Origin of the sequence: Pseudomonas prosekii (assembly GCF_900105155.1) — a bacterium.
GTDB lineage: Bacteria > Pseudomonadota > Gammaproteobacteria > Pseudomonadales > Pseudomonadaceae > Aquipseudomonas > Aquipseudomonas prosekii.
Genome location: NZ_LT629762.1, coordinates 1,881,375 through 1,896,386, shown reverse-complemented (window position 1 = coordinate 1,896,386; position 15,012 = coordinate 1,881,375). Strand labels below are relative to the sequence as shown.

Annotated in this window: 14 protein-coding genes; 10 read left to right on the top strand and 4 right to left on the bottom strand. The window is 58.7% G+C overall.

Translation table 11 applies throughout. The features are described from left to right. Positions 1-97: 97 nt before the first annotated feature. Positions 98-1,792, bottom strand: a complete 1,695-nt coding sequence (locus tag BLU01_RS08795) for a lactate permease LctP family transporter (protein ID WP_092273538.1) — start codon at positions 1,790-1,792, stop codon at positions 98-100. A 261-nt stretch (positions 1,793-2,053) separates the two neighbouring features. Between BLU01_RS08795 and BLU01_RS08790 the strand changes: the two genes are divergently transcribed. Next, positions 2,054-2,821 carry a GntR family transcriptional regulator gene (locus tag BLU01_RS08790; protein ID WP_092273535.1) on the top strand — a complete coding sequence of 256 codons (768 nt, stop codon included), beginning with the start codon at positions 2,054-2,056 and terminating at the stop codon, positions 2,819-2,821. Positions 2,822-2,867: 46 nt separating this feature from the next. Here BLU01_RS08790 and smpB read toward each other — a convergent pair whose 3' ends face one another. Beyond that, positions 2,868-3,350, bottom strand: a complete 483-nt coding sequence (smpB, locus tag BLU01_RS08785; protein WP_092273532.1) for an SsrA-binding protein SmpB — start codon at positions 3,348-3,350, stop codon at positions 2,868-2,870. Positions 3,351-3,468: 118 nt separating this feature from the next. On the opposite strand from smpB, the gene BLU01_RS08780 reads away from it, so the two are divergent. Genes BLU01_RS08780 through BLU01_RS08770 form a run of 3 tightly spaced genes read left to right on the top strand, consistent with a single transcriptional unit; the run spans position 3,469 to position 5,621 of the window. Beyond that, complete coding sequence (locus BLU01_RS08780; protein ID WP_092273529.1) at positions 3,469-4,872, top strand: sodium-dependent transporter; 1,404 nt, start codon at positions 3,469-3,471, stop codon at positions 4,870-4,872. Between the two features lie 7 nt (positions 4,873-4,879). Beyond that, positions 4,880-5,314, top strand: a complete 435-nt coding sequence (locus tag BLU01_RS08775; RefSeq protein ID WP_054050071.1) for a type II toxin-antitoxin system RatA family toxin — start codon at positions 4,880-4,882, stop codon at positions 5,312-5,314. Then, entirely contained in the window at positions 5,307-5,621 is a 315-nt protein-coding gene (locus tag BLU01_RS08770) for an RnfH family protein (protein WP_092273526.1), read from the top strand. Before BLU01_RS08775 ends, BLU01_RS08770 begins: the two co-directional genes overlap by 8 nt. 60 nt (positions 5,622-5,681) lie before the next feature. Here BLU01_RS08770 and BLU01_RS08765 read toward each other — a convergent pair whose 3' ends face one another. Further along, the gene (locus BLU01_RS08765) at positions 5,682-6,209 is read right to left on the bottom strand and encodes an outer membrane protein assembly factor BamE (RefSeq protein WP_092273523.1); all 528 of its coding nucleotides are present in this window, start codon (positions 6,207-6,209) and stop codon (positions 5,682-5,684) included. Between the two features lie 97 nt (positions 6,210-6,306). On the opposite strand from BLU01_RS08765, the gene fur reads away from it, so the two are divergent. Further along, a complete protein-coding gene (gene fur, locus BLU01_RS08760) occupies positions 6,307-6,711 on the top strand; it encodes a ferric iron uptake transcriptional regulator (RefSeq protein WP_003197684.1) in 405 nt (134 codons plus the stop codon). Between the two features lie 109 nt (positions 6,712-6,820). Here fur and recN read toward each other — a convergent pair whose 3' ends face one another. After that, on the bottom strand, positions 6,821-8,494 hold the full coding sequence (gene recN / locus BLU01_RS08755) for a DNA repair protein RecN (RefSeq protein ID WP_092273521.1): 1,674 nt from the start codon (positions 8,492-8,494) through the stop codon (positions 6,821-6,823). A gap of 242 nt (positions 8,495-8,736) precedes the next feature. Here recN and grpE point away from each other — a divergent pair, with 242 nt between their 5' ends. From grpE to carA, 5 genes are all read left to right on the top strand, one after another. Next, entirely contained in the window at positions 8,737-9,303 is a 567-nt protein-coding gene (gene grpE, locus BLU01_RS08750; protein WP_092273518.1) for a nucleotide exchange factor GrpE, read from the top strand. A 103-nt stretch (positions 9,304-9,406) separates the two neighbouring features. Further along, positions 9,407-11,323 carry a molecular chaperone DnaK gene (dnaK, locus tag BLU01_RS08745; protein WP_092273515.1) on the top strand — a complete coding sequence of 639 codons (1,917 nt, stop codon included), beginning with the start codon at positions 9,407-9,409 and terminating at the stop codon, positions 11,321-11,323. A gap of 297 nt (positions 11,324-11,620) precedes the next feature. Further along, positions 11,621-12,742: a molecular chaperone DnaJ gene (gene dnaJ, locus BLU01_RS08740; protein ID WP_092273512.1), complete on the top strand. Its 1,122-nt coding sequence runs from the start codon at positions 11,621-11,623 to the stop codon at positions 12,740-12,742. A 9-nt stretch (positions 12,743-12,751) separates the two neighbouring features. Further along, positions 12,752-13,558: a 4-hydroxy-tetrahydrodipicolinate reductase gene (dapB, locus tag BLU01_RS08735; protein WP_092273509.1), complete on the top strand. Its 807-nt coding sequence runs from the start codon at positions 12,752-12,754 to the stop codon at positions 13,556-13,558. Between the two features lie 259 nt (positions 13,559-13,817). Further along, complete coding sequence (gene carA / locus BLU01_RS08730; protein ID WP_092273506.1) at positions 13,818-14,954, top strand: glutamine-hydrolyzing carbamoyl-phosphate synthase small subunit; 1,137 nt, start codon at positions 13,818-13,820, stop codon at positions 14,952-14,954. Positions 14,955-15,012: the final 58 nt, after the last annotated feature.

The following is a 15,012-nucleotide window of genomic DNA, read 5'->3' as shown; positions in this document are numbered from 1 at the left end:
AAGCGGCAAGCTTTCAGCAGCCTTACAGACCGGGTGGTGAATAGCTGACGCCGGAATCGTGGTCCGGCGTCGGTTTTTTCGTTGTTGGTTGTAGTCCTTAGTGCACCAGCATGCCGGTCAGCCAGTAGGCCTGGACGTAGGTGATCAGGCCGACGATGGTTGCGAAAAACAGGCTGTGCTTGAGGGTGAAACGGAACAGGTCCGACTCCTTGCCGACCAGCCCGGTCGCGGCGCACGCCACGGCGATCGATTGCGGCGAGATCATCTTGCCGGTGACGCCGCCGCTGGTGTTTGCCGCAACCAGCAACACATCACTGACGCCGATCTGGTGCGCGGTGGTCGCTTGCAACGAACTGAACAGCGCGTTCGACGAGGTATCGGAACCGGTCAGGAACACGCCGAGCCAGCCGAGGAATGGCGAGAAGAACGGGAAAGCTGCGCCGGTGCCGGCCAATACCAGCGCCATGGTCGAGGACATGCCCGAATAGTTGGTGACGAAGGCAAACGCCAGCACCATGCCGATCGACAGAATTGGCCAGCGCAGTTCGTAGAAGGTTTCTTTCAAAGTGGTAAGACCAGTTTTGAAATTGATCTTCAGCACCAGCATCGAGATCAGCGCCGAGAAGAAAATCGCCGTGCCGGTCGCCGAAATCGGATCAAGTTTGAACACCGCCGGCAAGGCGGTTGGTGCGGTGACGATTGGCGCGACTTTGATCACCAGTTGGTCGAGGTGCGGGATGGCAAAGTTGAACACCCAGCTGTACATCGAACCGCCGGCGGCGAACATCGCTTTGAATGGTTTCAACGTCCAGATGGTGACCAGCACGGTGAGAATCAGGAATGGCGACCAGGCTTTGAGGATTTCCATGAAGCTGTAAGGCGACGCCACGGTCGAACGCGGCTGGCCGAATCCGCCGGCGCTGGCAGTCACCACCGAAGCGGAAACGGCACCGGCGATGTGCTGGCCGGCGGCGCGTTTTGGCTGCCAGACTTTCAGGAACAGCGTCAGCGAGATCAGGCTGGCCAGGGCCGAGGTGATGTCCGGCAGTTCCGGGCCGATGAAGTTCGAGGTGAAGTATTGGGTGATCGCAAAACTCAAACCGGCGACCAGGGCAGCCGGCCAGGTTTCGCGAACGCCGCGCAGGCCATCCATCATGAACACCAGCCAGAACGGCACGAACAGCGACAGCAACGGCAGTTGGCGACCGGTCATGGCGCCGATTTTGAATGCGTCGATGCCGGTGACTTGCCCGGCAACGATGATCGGAATGCCCAGCGCGCCGAACGCGACAGGCGCGGTGTTGGCGATCAGGCACAGGCCGGCGGCGTACAACGGATTGAAGCCAAGTCCCACCAGCAGAGCGGCAGTAATCGCTACCGGCGCGCCGAAACCGGCGGCACCTTCAAGGAACGCGCCGAAGCAGAAACCGATCAGCAACACCTGCAAACGCTGGTCGTCGGTGATCGACAGCACCGAGCTGCGGATCACCTCGAACTGGCCGCTCTTGACCGTCAGTTTGTACAGGAACACCGCGGCGACGATGATCCACGCGATCGGCCACAAGCCATACGCGAAGCCATAACCGGCGGCGGCGAACGCCATGTCGACCGGCATCTGGAACGCGAAGATCGCCACGGCGATCGACAGCGCCAGCGTGATGCTGCCGGCGACGTGGCCCTTGAGGCGGAACACGGCCAAGGCCAGAAAGAAAAACACGATGGGAATAACGGCCGCGAGCGCGGACACGCCGAGACTGCCGAGCGGGCTGTAGAGCTGTTGCCAGGTTTGCATATGGGGTGGCCCCTAATTGTTGTTGGTCAGGCACTGTCAGCGTTCTTGGTTAATTGGTAATACCAATTTACAATCGCTGTGGGCTAGGTTAAAAGCCTTGTGGGCGGTGTGTCAATTTGTCGCCCTAAAACTTTTGTCGAATAAGCGGTGCAGAACGCATCTGATCTGTTTTGTCGGATGCCGTCTGGTAGGTGCTGTCATCGCGCCGATAGGCCAGAATAGAGAGCCCGGCGAGCTGCCGGGATCGTGGAGAATTGAGTTATGGGGTTTGATCAAATTCGTCAGCGCCGTTTGTCTGACGATATTGTCGAGCGGCTTGAGGGGATGATTCTCGAGGGCACGCTGAAGTCCGGCGAGCGCTTGCCGGCCGAGCGCGCACTGGCCGAGCAGTTCGGCGTGTCACGCCCGTCGTTGCGCGAAGCGATCCAGAAACTGGCGGCCAAGGGTTTGCTGGTGAGTCGTCAGGGCGGCGGCAATTATGTGGTGGATTCGCTCGGCTCGACCTTCAGCGATCCGCTGCTGCATCTGCTGGAAAGCAACCCCGAAGCGCAGCGCGACCTGTTGGAATTTCGCCATACGCTGGAAGCGTCCTGCGCTTATTACGCGGCGATGCGCGCCACTGATGTCGATCGCGAACGGCTGACCGCTTCATTCAACGAATTGCAGGACTGCTACACGCGTCACGATGAAGTGAGCCGGGTGGAAGAGGGCGCGGCGGACGCGAAATTTCATTTGGCGATCGCTGAGGCGAGCCACAACGCCGTGCTGCTGCATACCATTCGCGGGTTGTTCGATCTGTTGAAGCGCAACGTCGTGACCAACATTGGCGGCATGTACAAGCAGCGCACGGAAACTCGCGACATGCTGATCAGTCAGCACCGGGAGTTGTACCTGGCGATTATCGAGGGGCGGGCGGAGCAGGCGCGAGAAGTGTCCAGCCGCCATATCCTGTATGTGCAGGAAGTGCTGGAAGAAGTGCGGCAGGAAGTACAGCGCGTGGCTCGGGCGGAGCGGCGCAAGGGGATTTAGTCATGATCGCTCCCACGCTCTGCGTGGGAACGACCAGGCAGGGAGATTACTCTTCCTTGCCCTTGTTGCGCACTGCGCGCTGCAGTTCGCGACCGGCATCGCGTTCGCGTTCGGTATCGCGCTTGTCGTATTCCTTCTTGCCCTTGCCCAAAGCAATTTCGCACTTGACCATGTGCTTGCTCCAGTACCAGGACAGGCATACGCAGGCATAACCCTTTTGCTGCACGGCAGTGGCCAGCTTTTCCAGCTCGCGCCGGTTGAGCAGCAGTTTGCGGGTGCGGGTCGGATCAGCGATGACGTGCGTACTCGCGGTCATCAGCGGCGTGATGTGACTGCCAAGCAGCCAGGCTTCGCCATCCTTGAGCAGCACATAACTGTCAACCAGTTGCAGCTTGCTTGCCCGCAGACTTTTTACTTCCCAGCCGGCCAGGACCAGACCAGCCTCGAACTTGTGTTCGATGAAGTAATCGTGTCGCGCCTTTTTATTCTGCGCGATGGTCCCTGTTGGGTGTTTCTTCGTTTTAGCCATAGGGGCGGCATTATAGGGAGTTGCACGCGAGTCGGCTACGGTATCGCTACGTGCTTGAGCAGGTTGATTGAATCCCGGACAATGCGGCCTCTTTTTTGAACGCTTGGACGTGATAACGATGTCGACAGACAAGGTTTCTGTCCACGGCAGTTGGGCTAGCCGCTGGGTCTTCATACTCGCCGCGACCGGTTCGGCCGTGGGCCTGGGTAGCATCTGGAAATTCCCGTACATGGTCGGCGTCTATGGCGGCGGCGCCTTTGTGCTGATGTTTCTGGCGTGCATTGCGCTGATCGGGGTGCCGGTCATGCTGGCCGAAACCCTGATTGGCCGCCGCGCGCGGCAAAGTCCGGCGAATGCTTTGAAAGTGTTGGCGCAAGAGGCCGGGCACTCGGGCAAGTGGTCGTGGGGCGCATTTGCCGGGATGATCACGGCGTTGCTGATCCTGTCTTTCTATAGTGTGGTCGGCGGCTGGTCGCTGGATTACATCATCGACATGGGCCGTGGCGACTTTCAGGGCGTTACGGCGGATCAGGTCGGCGCGTATTTCGGCAATGTGATCGCCGATCCGTGGCGCCTGACACTTTGGCACACGATTTTTATGCTGCTGTCCGCCATTGTCATCGCCAAAGGTGTGGTGGCCGGGCTTGAGCGCAGCCTGCGGATCATGATGCCGCTGCTGTTCGTGATGGTCATTGTGCTGTTGGGTTACAGCATGACCACCGGGCATTTCATGGAAGGCGTGCATTTCATGTTCGACTTCCACCCGGAAAAAGTCCTCGACGGCTTGCTGCCAGCGATGGGCCACGCGTTTTTCTCGCTCAGCGTCGGTGTCGGCTCGATCATGATCTACGGCGCCTATATGCCGAAGAACTCGTCGATCTCGGGCACCGTGGTCGGCGTGGCGATCCTCGATACCTTCGTGTCGCTGGTTGCCGGCCTGGCATTGTTTCCGATTGTGTTCGCCGCCGGTTTGAACCCGAGCGAAGGCCCTGGGCTGATGTTCGTCAGCCTGCCATTTGCCTTCGGGAACGTGGCGTTCGGTCAGGTGATGGGCGTAGTGTTCTTCGTGCTGGTAGCGATTGCAGCGTGGAGTTCGGCGATTTCCCTGCTCGAACCCATGGTCGCGTATCTGGTTGAGCGGACCAAAATCAGCCGCGCCTGGGTGACTTTCTGGCTGGCGTTCACCTGCTGGTTCGTCGGGCTGGGCACGGTGTTTTCCTTCAATATCTGGAAGGAAGCGAAATTTTTCGTGAACGAAGGCGGGATGTTCCATCTCTACCAATGGGGCGCGACCGGCGGCCTGGATTTCTTTGGAGTGATCGATTTCTTCACCTCGCGGATCATGTTGCCACTCGGTGGTTTGTGTTTCGTGGTGTTTGCAGGCTGGGTGATGGGACGGGAAGCGGTACGCGACGAATTGTCGATCCGCAGCCCGATTCTGTTTGCCCTGTCCCTGTTTTTGATGCGCTATGTGGCGCCCATCGGCATTCTCGTAGTGTTTGCCGCCCAGCTGTGGAAGTGACGCTGACATGACGACACATATTCAACGCTCGGCCCTGCTGCCGTATCCGGCGCAAGCCTTGTATGACTTGGTCAACGACGTTGCACGTTACCCGGAATTTCTGCCGTGGTGCTCGGCGGCCGAAGTCCTCGAAAGCTCCCCTGAGCACATGCGCGCCAGCGTGGGCGTGGCCAAGGGTGGCTTGAGTCAGCATTTCGTCACGCGTAATACGTTGGTGCCCGGGCATTCGATCGAGATGAATCTCGAGGAAGGCCCGTTCAATCAGTTGCATGGCGTTTGGGTGTTCAAGCCATTGGGCGAGAAGGCCTGCAAAATCAGCCTCGACCTGTCGTTCGATTACGCCGGGCCGATCGTCCGTGCAACGTTGGGGCCGTTGTTCAATCAGGCTGCCAACACGCTGGTCGACGCCTTTTGTCAGCGTGCCAAGCAAATGCATGGTTGAGTCGGTGATCGAGATTGAGGTGGTGTATGCCGCCGTGGATCGTCAGGCATTGCTCAGTGCTGCCGTGCCTGCGGGCTCGACAGTCCGGGCGGCTTTGCTGGCGTCCGGCATCGGTGCCGAGTTTGCCGAGCTGGACCTGGCGACTTGTCCGGTAGGAATTTTCGGCAAGGTGATCGCCGATGCTGATACGCGGGTGGTTCAGGCCGGTGATCGCATCGAGATTTATCGCCCTTTGCTTGCCGATCCGAAAGAAGTTCGGCGCTTGCGTGCGGCCAAGGCTGCCGAGGCCAAAGCGCGAAATCAGTGAATCGCTGAGCGCCAGACAATAAAAAACCCGGACATGCCGGGTTTTTTATTGCGTCGCAAATTATTGCGGCGTGGTGTCCAGCGGTTCTGGAGTCGGGACTGGAACGGTTTCTACGCCGTCGACGTCCTTCTGAATCTGATCCAGCAACGAACCTGGTTTCACCGGTTTTTCCGGTTCTGGCTTCTCGGTGTTTTCTGCAGGAGCGGTCACGTTAGTGCCGGGTTCCTTGCCGAGAATGGCTTCGTCGCGGCTCACGCCAGGCATGAAATCACCCGACAGGCTGACGAGTTGGTCGTTAGGGTTAAAGATAACGCTTACGCGTTCCTGTTGGCGTTCTCCACCACCCGGTTGCAGGCTATACAGGTAATCCCAGCGATCGGCATGGAACGTGTCGGTCAGCAGAGGGTTGCCCATGATAAACCGTACTTGCCGACGGGTCATTCCCGGGCGTAACTGGTCTATCATGTCCTGCGTGACGACATTGCCCTGCTGGATGTCGATTTTGTAAACCCCGGGGAATGAACAACCGGCGAGTGCGAGCAGTCCCACGAAGGTGAAACTGGTTAGCAAGAGCTTGGTGTTTTGCATCGGTGGGCGACTTCCACTATCTTGGCTGGGACAACGTAAACGCCGATCATACCCGCATTAAGAGAAGCTGCGAAGCAGCATCGCGAGAAAGCTGACCATGGTTGAAAATAGCGAACTACGCAAAGCCGGCCTCAAAGTGACCCTGCCACGGGTCAAAATTCTGCAAATGCTCGATTCTGCCGAGCAGCGCCACATGAGTGCCGAGGATGTCTACAAGGCTCTGATGGAGGCTGGTGAGGACGTCGGTCTGGCCACGGTTTACCGTGTACTGACTCAGTTCGAGGCAGCTGGGCTTGTGGTGCGACACAACTTCGACGGCGGTCACGCAGTCTTCGAACTGGACGACGGCAAGCATCACGACCATATGGTCAACGTCGAAACCAGTGAAGTGATCGAATTCTTCGACGAAGAAATCGAGCGTCTTCAGAAGGCGATCGTCGATAAGTACGGTTTCGAGATGGTGGATCACAATCTCGTACTGTACGTACGCAAGAAAAAGTAAGCATGTCGCGCGAACATGATGTTCGCGAAACGAGCGAAGGCGACCCCAGGGTCGCCTTCGTGCTTTCTACCGTTCTTATATTTCTACCGTTCTTAGATTCCTGCAGCGCTTAGATTTTTGCGGTGATGACCATTTTCTTCGCGTGAGCCAGGGATTCTTTGGTGAGATCGATCCCGCCGAGCATCCGCGCGACTTCTTCGACGCGATCATTCTTGCTCAGCTTCGACACCGCCGTGTGTGTCGCATCGGCACCGCGCACTTTATGCACAAACAGATGCTGGTGACCCTGCGCCGCCACTTGAGGCAAGTGCGTGACCGTCAGCACCTGACCGCGCTCGCCGAGCCGGCGTAGCAACTGGCCGACAATCTCGGCGGTCGGGCCACCGATGCCCACGTCCACTTCGTCGAACACCAGCGTCGGCACGCGCGATGTCTGCGCGGTGATGACCTGGATCGCCAGGCTGATCCGCGATAGCTCACCGCCCGACGCCACTTTCGCCAGCGCTTTCATCGGCTGCCCAGGGTTGGCGCTGACCAGCAGTTCGACTTGCTCAAGCCCGTTAGGCAGCAATTCGTCACTACTATTAGGGCGCAGTTCGATGGTGAAGCGCCCGCCGGGCATGCCCAGACGCTGGATTTCCTGTTCAACGGCGCTGGCCAGAGTGCCCGAGGCCTGATGGCGCAAGTCGCTGAGGTCGCGTGCCTTCTCTTGATAATGGCGGGCGAAAGACGCCAGCTCTTCGCCCAGCCGTTCGATGGATTCGTCGTTGGCATTCAGCGTTTCAATTTCATCCAGCAGCTTTTGCTGCATCTCCGCGACTTCGGTCGGCTGGATCCGGTGTTTGCGCGCCAAGGTGTAGATCGCATCGAGGCGTTCTTCCAGATATTGCAGACGCGCCGGGTCGGCGTCGAAGTTATCAAGGAAGCGGTTCAGTTCGCCGACGGCTTCCTCGACCTGAATCTGCGCACTGGTCAGCAAACTGCTGGCTTCGCCCAAGGCGCCAACCGAATTGTTGACGCTCGACAAGCGATTGAGGCTGGCGGTCAGTGCATTCAAGACATTGCCGGAATCACTCTCGCTGCATTGCTCGACCACTTGTCGGCAGATGCCCAGCAGGGTTTCGGCGTTGGTCAGGTTTTTGTGTTCCTGCTCCAATTGCTCCAGCTCGTTTTCGCCGAGGCCGAGGTTTTCCAGCTCTTCGAGTTGATAGCTGAGCAATTGATGGCGGGCGCGTTGCTCGTCGCCGGAGTTGGACAGGCGATCCAGCTCCTGGCGGGTCTGGCGCCAGCGCTGCGCGGCCAATTGCACTTGGCGGGCGAGGTCGGTGGCACCGGCATATTCGTCGAGCAAGCGGCGGTGGGTATCGGTTTTGAGCAGGGATTGGTGTTCGTGCTGGCTGTGGATGTCGATTACCAGCTCACCCAAAGCCTTGAGATCGCCGAGCGGGCAGGGCGTGCCGTTGATGTAGCCGCGCGAACGCCCTTCGGCCGTAATCACCCGGCGCAGAATGCACGGGCCGTCGCTTTCGAGGTCGCGTTCGGCCAGCCAGGCGCTGGCCTCGGGAATGTCGATCAGGTCGAAGGTCGCGAGAATATCGGCCTTGTCGGCGCCGGGGCGAACCACGCCGCTGTCGGCGCGATCGCCGAGGGTCAGGCCCAGGGCGTCGAGCATGATCGACTTGCCGGCGCCGGTTTCCCCTGTGATCACGCTCATCCCGCGATCGAGTTCGAGATCGAGATGTTCGACGATGGCGTAGTTGTGTACAGACAGGTGAACCAGCATAAAGGCCGCTCCCAGGCTTTAGGTCTGGTTATTTATACAGTGTTTTATTCGGAGCTGACAATGGCCGCGCTTAGCTCGATTTGCTTGATCCGACGAAATCGTTAGCACGCTTGGGAATGACAATGCTGTGCTTTTTTGTAGGGTTAAACCTTGCGCGCCCCTTGAAGCACGATTTTGCGGCCCCATATAGCTGGACAGAAGCGCGAGTTGAGCTCGCGGACGATATTGAAAGGAGAAATTCTATGGCTGACGAACAGACAGTGGATCCGCAAAATCTCGACGCCGATCAGGCTGCCCAAGGTTCGGGCGATGAGCTGGCGACCCGTGTACAAGTGCTCGAGGAGCAATTGGCTGGCGCTCAGGATCAGGCTTTGCGTGTAGCAGCTGATCTGCAGAACGTCCGCCGTCGCGCCGAGCAGGATGTCGAAAAGGCGCACAAATTCGCGCTGGAAAAATTTGCCGGCGACTTGCTGCCGATCATCGACAGCCTGGAGCGTGGTCTGGAGTTGTCCAACCCGGACGATGAAAGCATCCGCCCGATGCGCGAAGGCATTGAGCTGACCCTGAAAATGTTCCAGGACACCCTGAAGCGTTATCAGTTGGAAGCGATCGATCCGCATGGCGAACCGTTCAACGCCGTTCATCATCAGGCGATGGCCATGCAGGAAAGCGCCGATGTCGAGCCGAACAGCGTGCTCAAGGTGTTCCAGAAGGGCTACCAACTGAACGGTCGCTTGCTGCGCCCGGCGATGGTTGTGGTCAGCAAGGCGCCTGCGCCAGTTTCGCCTTCTATTGATGAGCAGGCTTGAAATTAGCCGCAAGGCCCCCATTTAGAAGTCAAGCGTTTAAGTGCTACCGCAGTCAGCCACCACTGCTGCGGCAACCAAATCCAAAAGTTTCGGGAGAGTTAACATGGGCAAAATTATCGGTATCGACCTGGGGACTACCAACTCCTGCGTCTCCGTGCTGGAAAACGGCGTAGCCAAAGTAATCGAAAACGCTGAAGGCGCGCGTACTACGCCGTCGATCATCGCTTATGCCAACGATGGCGAAATCCTCGTTGGCCAGTCGGCCAAGCGTCAGGCTGTGACCAATCCGCATAACACCCTGTACGCGGTGAAGCGTCTGATCGGTCGTAAGTTCGACGAAGAAGTCGTGCAGAAAGACATCAAGATGGTCCCGTACAAAATCGCCAAGGCTGACAACGGCGACGCATGGGTTGAAGTGAACGGCCAGAAAATGTCGCCGCCACAGATCTCGGCTGAAATTCTGAAGAAAATGAAGAAGACCGCCGAAGACTACCTCGGCGAGCCAGTGACCGAAGCGGTGATCACCGTTCCGGCTTACTTCAACGACAGCCAGCGTCAGGCGACCAAAGACGCCGGCCGTATCGCGGGCCTGGACGTTAAACGCATCATCAACGAACCAACCGCAGCTGCTCTGGCTTACGGTATGGACAAGGCGAAGGGCGATCACACCGTGATCGTTTACGACTTGGGCGGCGGTACTTTCGACGTTTCCGTGATCGAAATCGCTGAAGTCGATGGCGAGCACCAGTTCGAAGTATTGGCCACCAACGGTGACACGTTCCTGGGCGGTGAAGACTTCGACATTCGTCTGATCGACTACCTCGTTGACGAATTCAAGAAAGAAAGCGGCATGAACCTCAAAGGTGACCCGCTGGCGATGCAGCGCCTGAAAGAAGCCGCTGAAAAAGCCAAGATCGAACTGTCTTCGAGCAATTCGACCGACGTTAACCTGCCGTACATCACTGCAGACGCGACCGGTCCTAAGCACTTGAACGTGAAAATCTCCCGCGCCAAGCTCGAAGCGCTGGTAGAAGACCTGGTTCAACGCACTATCGAACCTTGCCGCATCGCTCTGAAAGACTCCGGTATTGACGTTGGCGCCATCAACGACGTGATCCTGGTAGGCGGTCAGACCCGTATGCCACTGGTTCAGAAGCTGGTTACCGAGTTCTTCGGTAAAGAAGCGCGTAAAGACGTGAACCCGGACGAAGCCGTTGCCATGGGTGCTGCTATCCAGGGCGCAGTATTGGCCGGCGACGTTAAAGACGTTCTGCTGCTGGACGTTAGCCCGCTGACCCTGGGTATCGAAACCATGGGCGGCGTGATGACCGCGCTGATCGAGAAAAACACCACGATTCCTACCAAGAAATCGCAAGTGTTCTCGACTGCCGACGACAACCAGGGCGCTGTGACCATTCACGTGCTGCAAGGTGAGCGTAAGCAAGCGGCTCAGAACAAGTCTTTGGGCAAGTTCGACCTGGCCGAGATTCCACCAGCACCACGTGGCGTGCCACAAATTGAAGTGACCTTCGACATCGACGCCAACGGCATTCTGCACGTAGGCGCCAAAGACAAGGCCACCGGCAAGACCCAGTCGATCGTGATCAAGGCCAACTCCGGTCTGTCCGAGGAAGAGATTCAGCAGATGATTCGCGATGCTGAAACCAACGCCGACGAAGACCGCAAGTTCGAAGAACTGGCCGCTGCCCGTAACCAGGGTGATGCACTGGTTCACTCGACGCGCAAAATGGTCTCGGACGCTGGTGACAAGGTCAGCGCTGAAGAGAAGACTGCAATCGAAGCTGCTGTTGTTGCTCTGGAAGCCGCCGTCAAAGGTGACGACAAAGCTGCAATCGACGCCAAGGTTGAAGAGCTGTCGAAAGTCTCCGCGCCAGTCGCTCAGAAAATGTACGCCGAGCAGGCTCAGCCAGCTGAAGGCGCTGCACCGCAGGGCGAATCGGCTGAGAAGGCTGACGACGTTGTCGACGCTGAGTTCGAAGAAGTAAAAGACCAGAAGTAAGTTGTTGGTCGCCCGGTTGACTGCCTTCTGGCGGTGACTGGTAGGATGTCGCCGCGCGGGAGCTTGCTCCCGCGTTGGCGTGTCTGGAGTTAGCGAATTTTTACAGCATGCGACAGCGCTCGCGTGTTGGCGGTATGGCCGAAGATGCTCCTGCTTTTCGCGCCGCAAGTACCGCATCGAATCAAAGACCAGGATCGTTGAATTGACGTGAGTTGGGTCCGGGCCTGTATTGGGGCTCAACGAGTTTGGCAGAGCTCAGGAGGGGTTTGCCGAACGTCCTTAAGAGTGCAAAGACTTATGGCAAAGCGTGACTATTACGAAGTATTGGGTGTTGAGCGTGGCTCAAGCGAAGCAGACCTGAAGAAGGCCTACCGCCGCCTGGCGATGAAGCATCACCCGGACCGTAATCCCGATGACAAAGCGTCGGAAGAGATGTTCAAAGAGGCCAACGAGGCCTACGAAGTGCTGTCCGATTCCAGCAAGCGCGCGGCATACGACCAGTACGGTCATGCCGGTGTCGACCCGAGCATGGGCGGCGGTGCCGGTTTTGGCGGTCAGAACTTCTCCGACATCTTTGGTGATGTCTTCAGTGATTTCTTCGGTGGTGGTCGCGGCGGTTCCCGTGGCGGTGCCCAGCGCGGCAGCGACTTGCGCTACACGCTGGAGCTGAATCTGGAAGAAGCGGTGCGCGGCACGTCGGTGAATATCCGTGTTCCGACGCTGGTCAACTGCAAGCCGTGCGACGGTTCGGGCGCCAAGAAAGGCTCCGCGCCGATCACCTGCCCGACCTGCGGCGGTATCGGCCAGGTCCGCATGCAGCAAGGTTTCTTCTCGGTGCAGCAGACCTGCCCGCGCTGCCATGGCCAAGGCAAGATCATTTCCGACCCGTGCGATTCCTGCCACGGCGAAGGTCGTGTCGAAGAGTACAAAACCCTTTCCGTGAAAGTCCCGGCCGGTGTTGATACCGGTGACCGCATTCGTCTGTCCGGCGAAGGCGAGGCGGGCGCTCAGGGTGGGCCGACTGGCGATCTGTACGTGGTGATCAATGTGCGCGAGCACGCGATCTTCCAGCGCGACGGCAAGCATTTGTTCTGTGAAGTGCCGATCAGCTTCGTCGATGCGGCGTTGGGCGGCGAGCTGGAGATTCCGACCCTTGATGGTCGAGTCAAACTGAAAATCCCGGAAGGGACGCAGACCGGCAAGCAGTTCCGTGTTCGCGGCAAAGGCGTTGCGCCGGTGCGTGGCGGCGGTGCTGGTGACTTGATGTGTCGTGTGGCGGTGGAAACTCCAGTCAACCTGGGTCGTCGTCAGCGCGAATTGCTCGAGGAGTTCCGCAGTTCGCTGGCGGACGACAACAGCCATTCGCCGAAAACCACCGGTTGGTTCGAAGGCGTGAAGCGCTTCTTCGGCGACTTGTAAGGAGTGAGCATGCGACGTATTGCGGTGATGGGCGCTGCCGGGCGCATGGGCAAGATCCTCGTTGAAGCGGTGCAGCAACGCGCGCCGCTGACCGGTCTGACGGCGGCCATCGTGCGTCCCGGCAGCACGCTGATTGGCGTCGATGCCGGTGAGCTGGCTTCGTTGGGCCGGATTGGCGTGCCGCTGTGCGGGCATGTCGAAGCCGTGGCTGAAGAGTTCGATGTGTTGATCGACTTCACGCTGCCGGAAGTGATGCTGAAAAACCTGGCGTTCTGTCGTAAGGCGGGCAAAGCCATGGTCATCGGCACCACCGGGCTGGACGCTGCGCAGAAGCAAGTGCTGGCCGAGGCTGGCAAGGATATTCCGATCGTGTTCGCGGCCAACTTCAGCGTTGGGGTAAACCTCTCGCTCAAGCTGCTCGACATGGCGGCCCGGGTCTTGGGTGATGAGGCGGATATCGAAATCATCGAGGCGCATCATCGGCACAAGATCGACGCGCCATCCGGCACGGCGCTGCGCATGGGAGAGGTGATCGCCAGTGCGCTGGATCGTGATCTGCAGAAGGTTGCGGTTTACGGGCGCGAAGGTCATACCGGCGCTCGCGAGCGTGAAACCATCGGCTTCGCAACCGTTCGCGGTGGTGATGTGGTGGGTGATCACACCGTGCTGTTCGCCTGCGAAGGTGAGCGACTTGAAATCACGCATAAAGCGTCCAGCCGCATGACATTCGCCAAGGGTGCTGTGCGTGCAGCGCTGTGGCTGGATGGTCGGGCGCCAGGCCTTTATGACATGCAAGACGTGCTCGACCTGCGTTAAGATGCGCCCGAAATCGGGTTCAAGCCCAGCGTTTGAACCCGGTTTTACTCCGCCACGCGACGCCCTGTCGCATTCTCCGGCCTTTAAGGCTCATTGGCGGTAGACCAAAAAAGCCTTTTTCTGTAAGCTACAGCTTTAGTGTGTCCACTAAAAGCGCGCAGAATTATTCGGTGAAGAAGCGGGGTGACGTGTCCATACGTCACTCCGCTTTTTTACAACCTGCGATCGCCCTTTCAGGCTTTATTTACGGGAGGTCTTCTTGACTAAGCCAGCCATACTCGCCCTTGCTGATGGCAGCATTTTTCGCGGCGAAGCCATTGGAGCCGACGGTCAGACCGTTGGAGAGGTGGTGTTCAACACCGCCATGACCGGCTATCAGGAAATCCTTACCGATCCTTCCTACGCCCAACAGATCGTTACCCTGACTTATCCGCACATCGGCAACACCGGCACCACGCCGGAAGATGCCGAGTCCGACCGCGTCTGGTCCGCTGGCCTGGTCATCCGTGACCTGCCGCTGGTTGCGAGTAACTGGCGTAACACGATGTCCCTGTCCGATTACCTGAAAGCCAACAACGTTGTGGCAATCGCCGGTATCGACACCCGTCGCCTGACACGCATCCTGCGTGAGAAAGGCGCGCAGAACGGCTGCATCATGGCCGGCGACAACATCTCCGAAGAAGCCGCGATCGCCGCAGCCCAAGGCTTCCCTGGCCTGAAAGGCATGGACCTGGCGAAAGTCGTCAGCACCAAAGAAAAGTACGAATGGCGCTCGACTGTCTGGGGCCTGAAAACCGACAGCCACGCGACCATCGACGCCTCCGAGCTGCCGTACCACGTGGTTGCCTACGACTACGGCGTCAAGCTGAACATCCTGCGCATGCTGGTCGAACGCGGTTGCCGCGTGACCGTGGTGCCGGCGCAGACGCCAGCCGCTGATGTGCTGGCGATGCAACCGGACGGCGTGTTCCTGTCCAACGGCCCGGGTGACCCGGAGCCTTGCGACTACGCGATCCAGGCGATCAAGGACGTGCTCGAAACCGAAATTCCGGTGTTCGGCATCTGCCTCGGTCACCAATTGCTGGCCCTCGCCGCTGGCGCCAAGACCCTGAAAATGGGCCACGGCCACCACGGCGCGAACCACCCGGTCCAGGATCTGGACAGCGGTGTGGTGATGATCACCAGCCAGAACCACGGTTTTGCGGTAGACGAAACGTCTCTGCCGGGCAACGTCCGCGCGATCCACAAATCGCTGTTCGACGGCACCCTGCAAGGCATCGAACTGACCGACAAGAGCGCCTTCAGCTTCCAGGGTCACCCTGAAGCCAGCCCTGGCCCGAACGACGTAGCGCCTCTGTTCGATCGCTTCATCAATGAAATGGCCAAGCGACGTTAATCGCCAGCACTGATGCAGCACAGCTTGAGGGTGGTCCCGACATCGGCGGCCCCCTCAA

Bases quoted from the DNA above. Each gene is read 5' to 3' on its own strand.
- BLU01_RS08795 (WP_092273538.1), bottom strand. From the start codon at position 1,792: ATGCAAACCTGGCAACAGCTCTACAGCCCGCTCGGCAGTCTCGGCGTG.
- BLU01_RS08790 (WP_092273535.1), top strand. From the start codon at position 2,054: ATGGGGTTTGATCAAATTCGTCAGCGCCGTTTGTCTGACGATATTGTC.
- smpB (WP_092273532.1), bottom strand. From the start codon at position 3,350: ATGGCTAAAACGAAGAAACACCCAACAGGGACCATCGCGCAGAATAAA.
- BLU01_RS08780 (WP_092273529.1), top strand. From the start codon at position 3,469: ATGTCGACAGACAAGGTTTCTGTCCACGGCAGTTGGGCTAGCCGCTGG.
- BLU01_RS08775 (WP_054050071.1), top strand. From the start codon at position 4,880: ATGACGACACATATTCAACGCTCGGCCCTGCTGCCGTATCCGGCGCAA.
- BLU01_RS08770 (WP_092273526.1), top strand. From the start codon at position 5,307: ATGGTTGAGTCGGTGATCGAGATTGAGGTGGTGTATGCCGCCGTGGAT.
- BLU01_RS08765 (WP_092273523.1), bottom strand. From the start codon at position 6,209: ATGCAAAACACCAAGCTCTTGCTAACCAGTTTCACCTTCGTGGGACTG.
- fur (WP_003197684.1), top strand. From the start codon at position 6,307: ATGGTTGAAAATAGCGAACTACGCAAAGCCGGCCTCAAAGTGACCCTG.
- recN (WP_092273521.1), bottom strand. From the start codon at position 8,494: ATGCTGGTTCACCTGTCTGTACACAACTACGCCATCGTCGAACATCTC.
- grpE (WP_092273518.1), top strand. From the start codon at position 8,737: ATGGCTGACGAACAGACAGTGGATCCGCAAAATCTCGACGCCGATCAG.
- dnaK (WP_092273515.1), top strand. From the start codon at position 9,407: ATGGGCAAAATTATCGGTATCGACCTGGGGACTACCAACTCCTGCGTC.
- dnaJ (WP_092273512.1), top strand. From the start codon at position 11,621: ATGGCAAAGCGTGACTATTACGAAGTATTGGGTGTTGAGCGTGGCTCA.
- dapB (WP_092273509.1), top strand. From the start codon at position 12,752: ATGCGACGTATTGCGGTGATGGGCGCTGCCGGGCGCATGGGCAAGATC.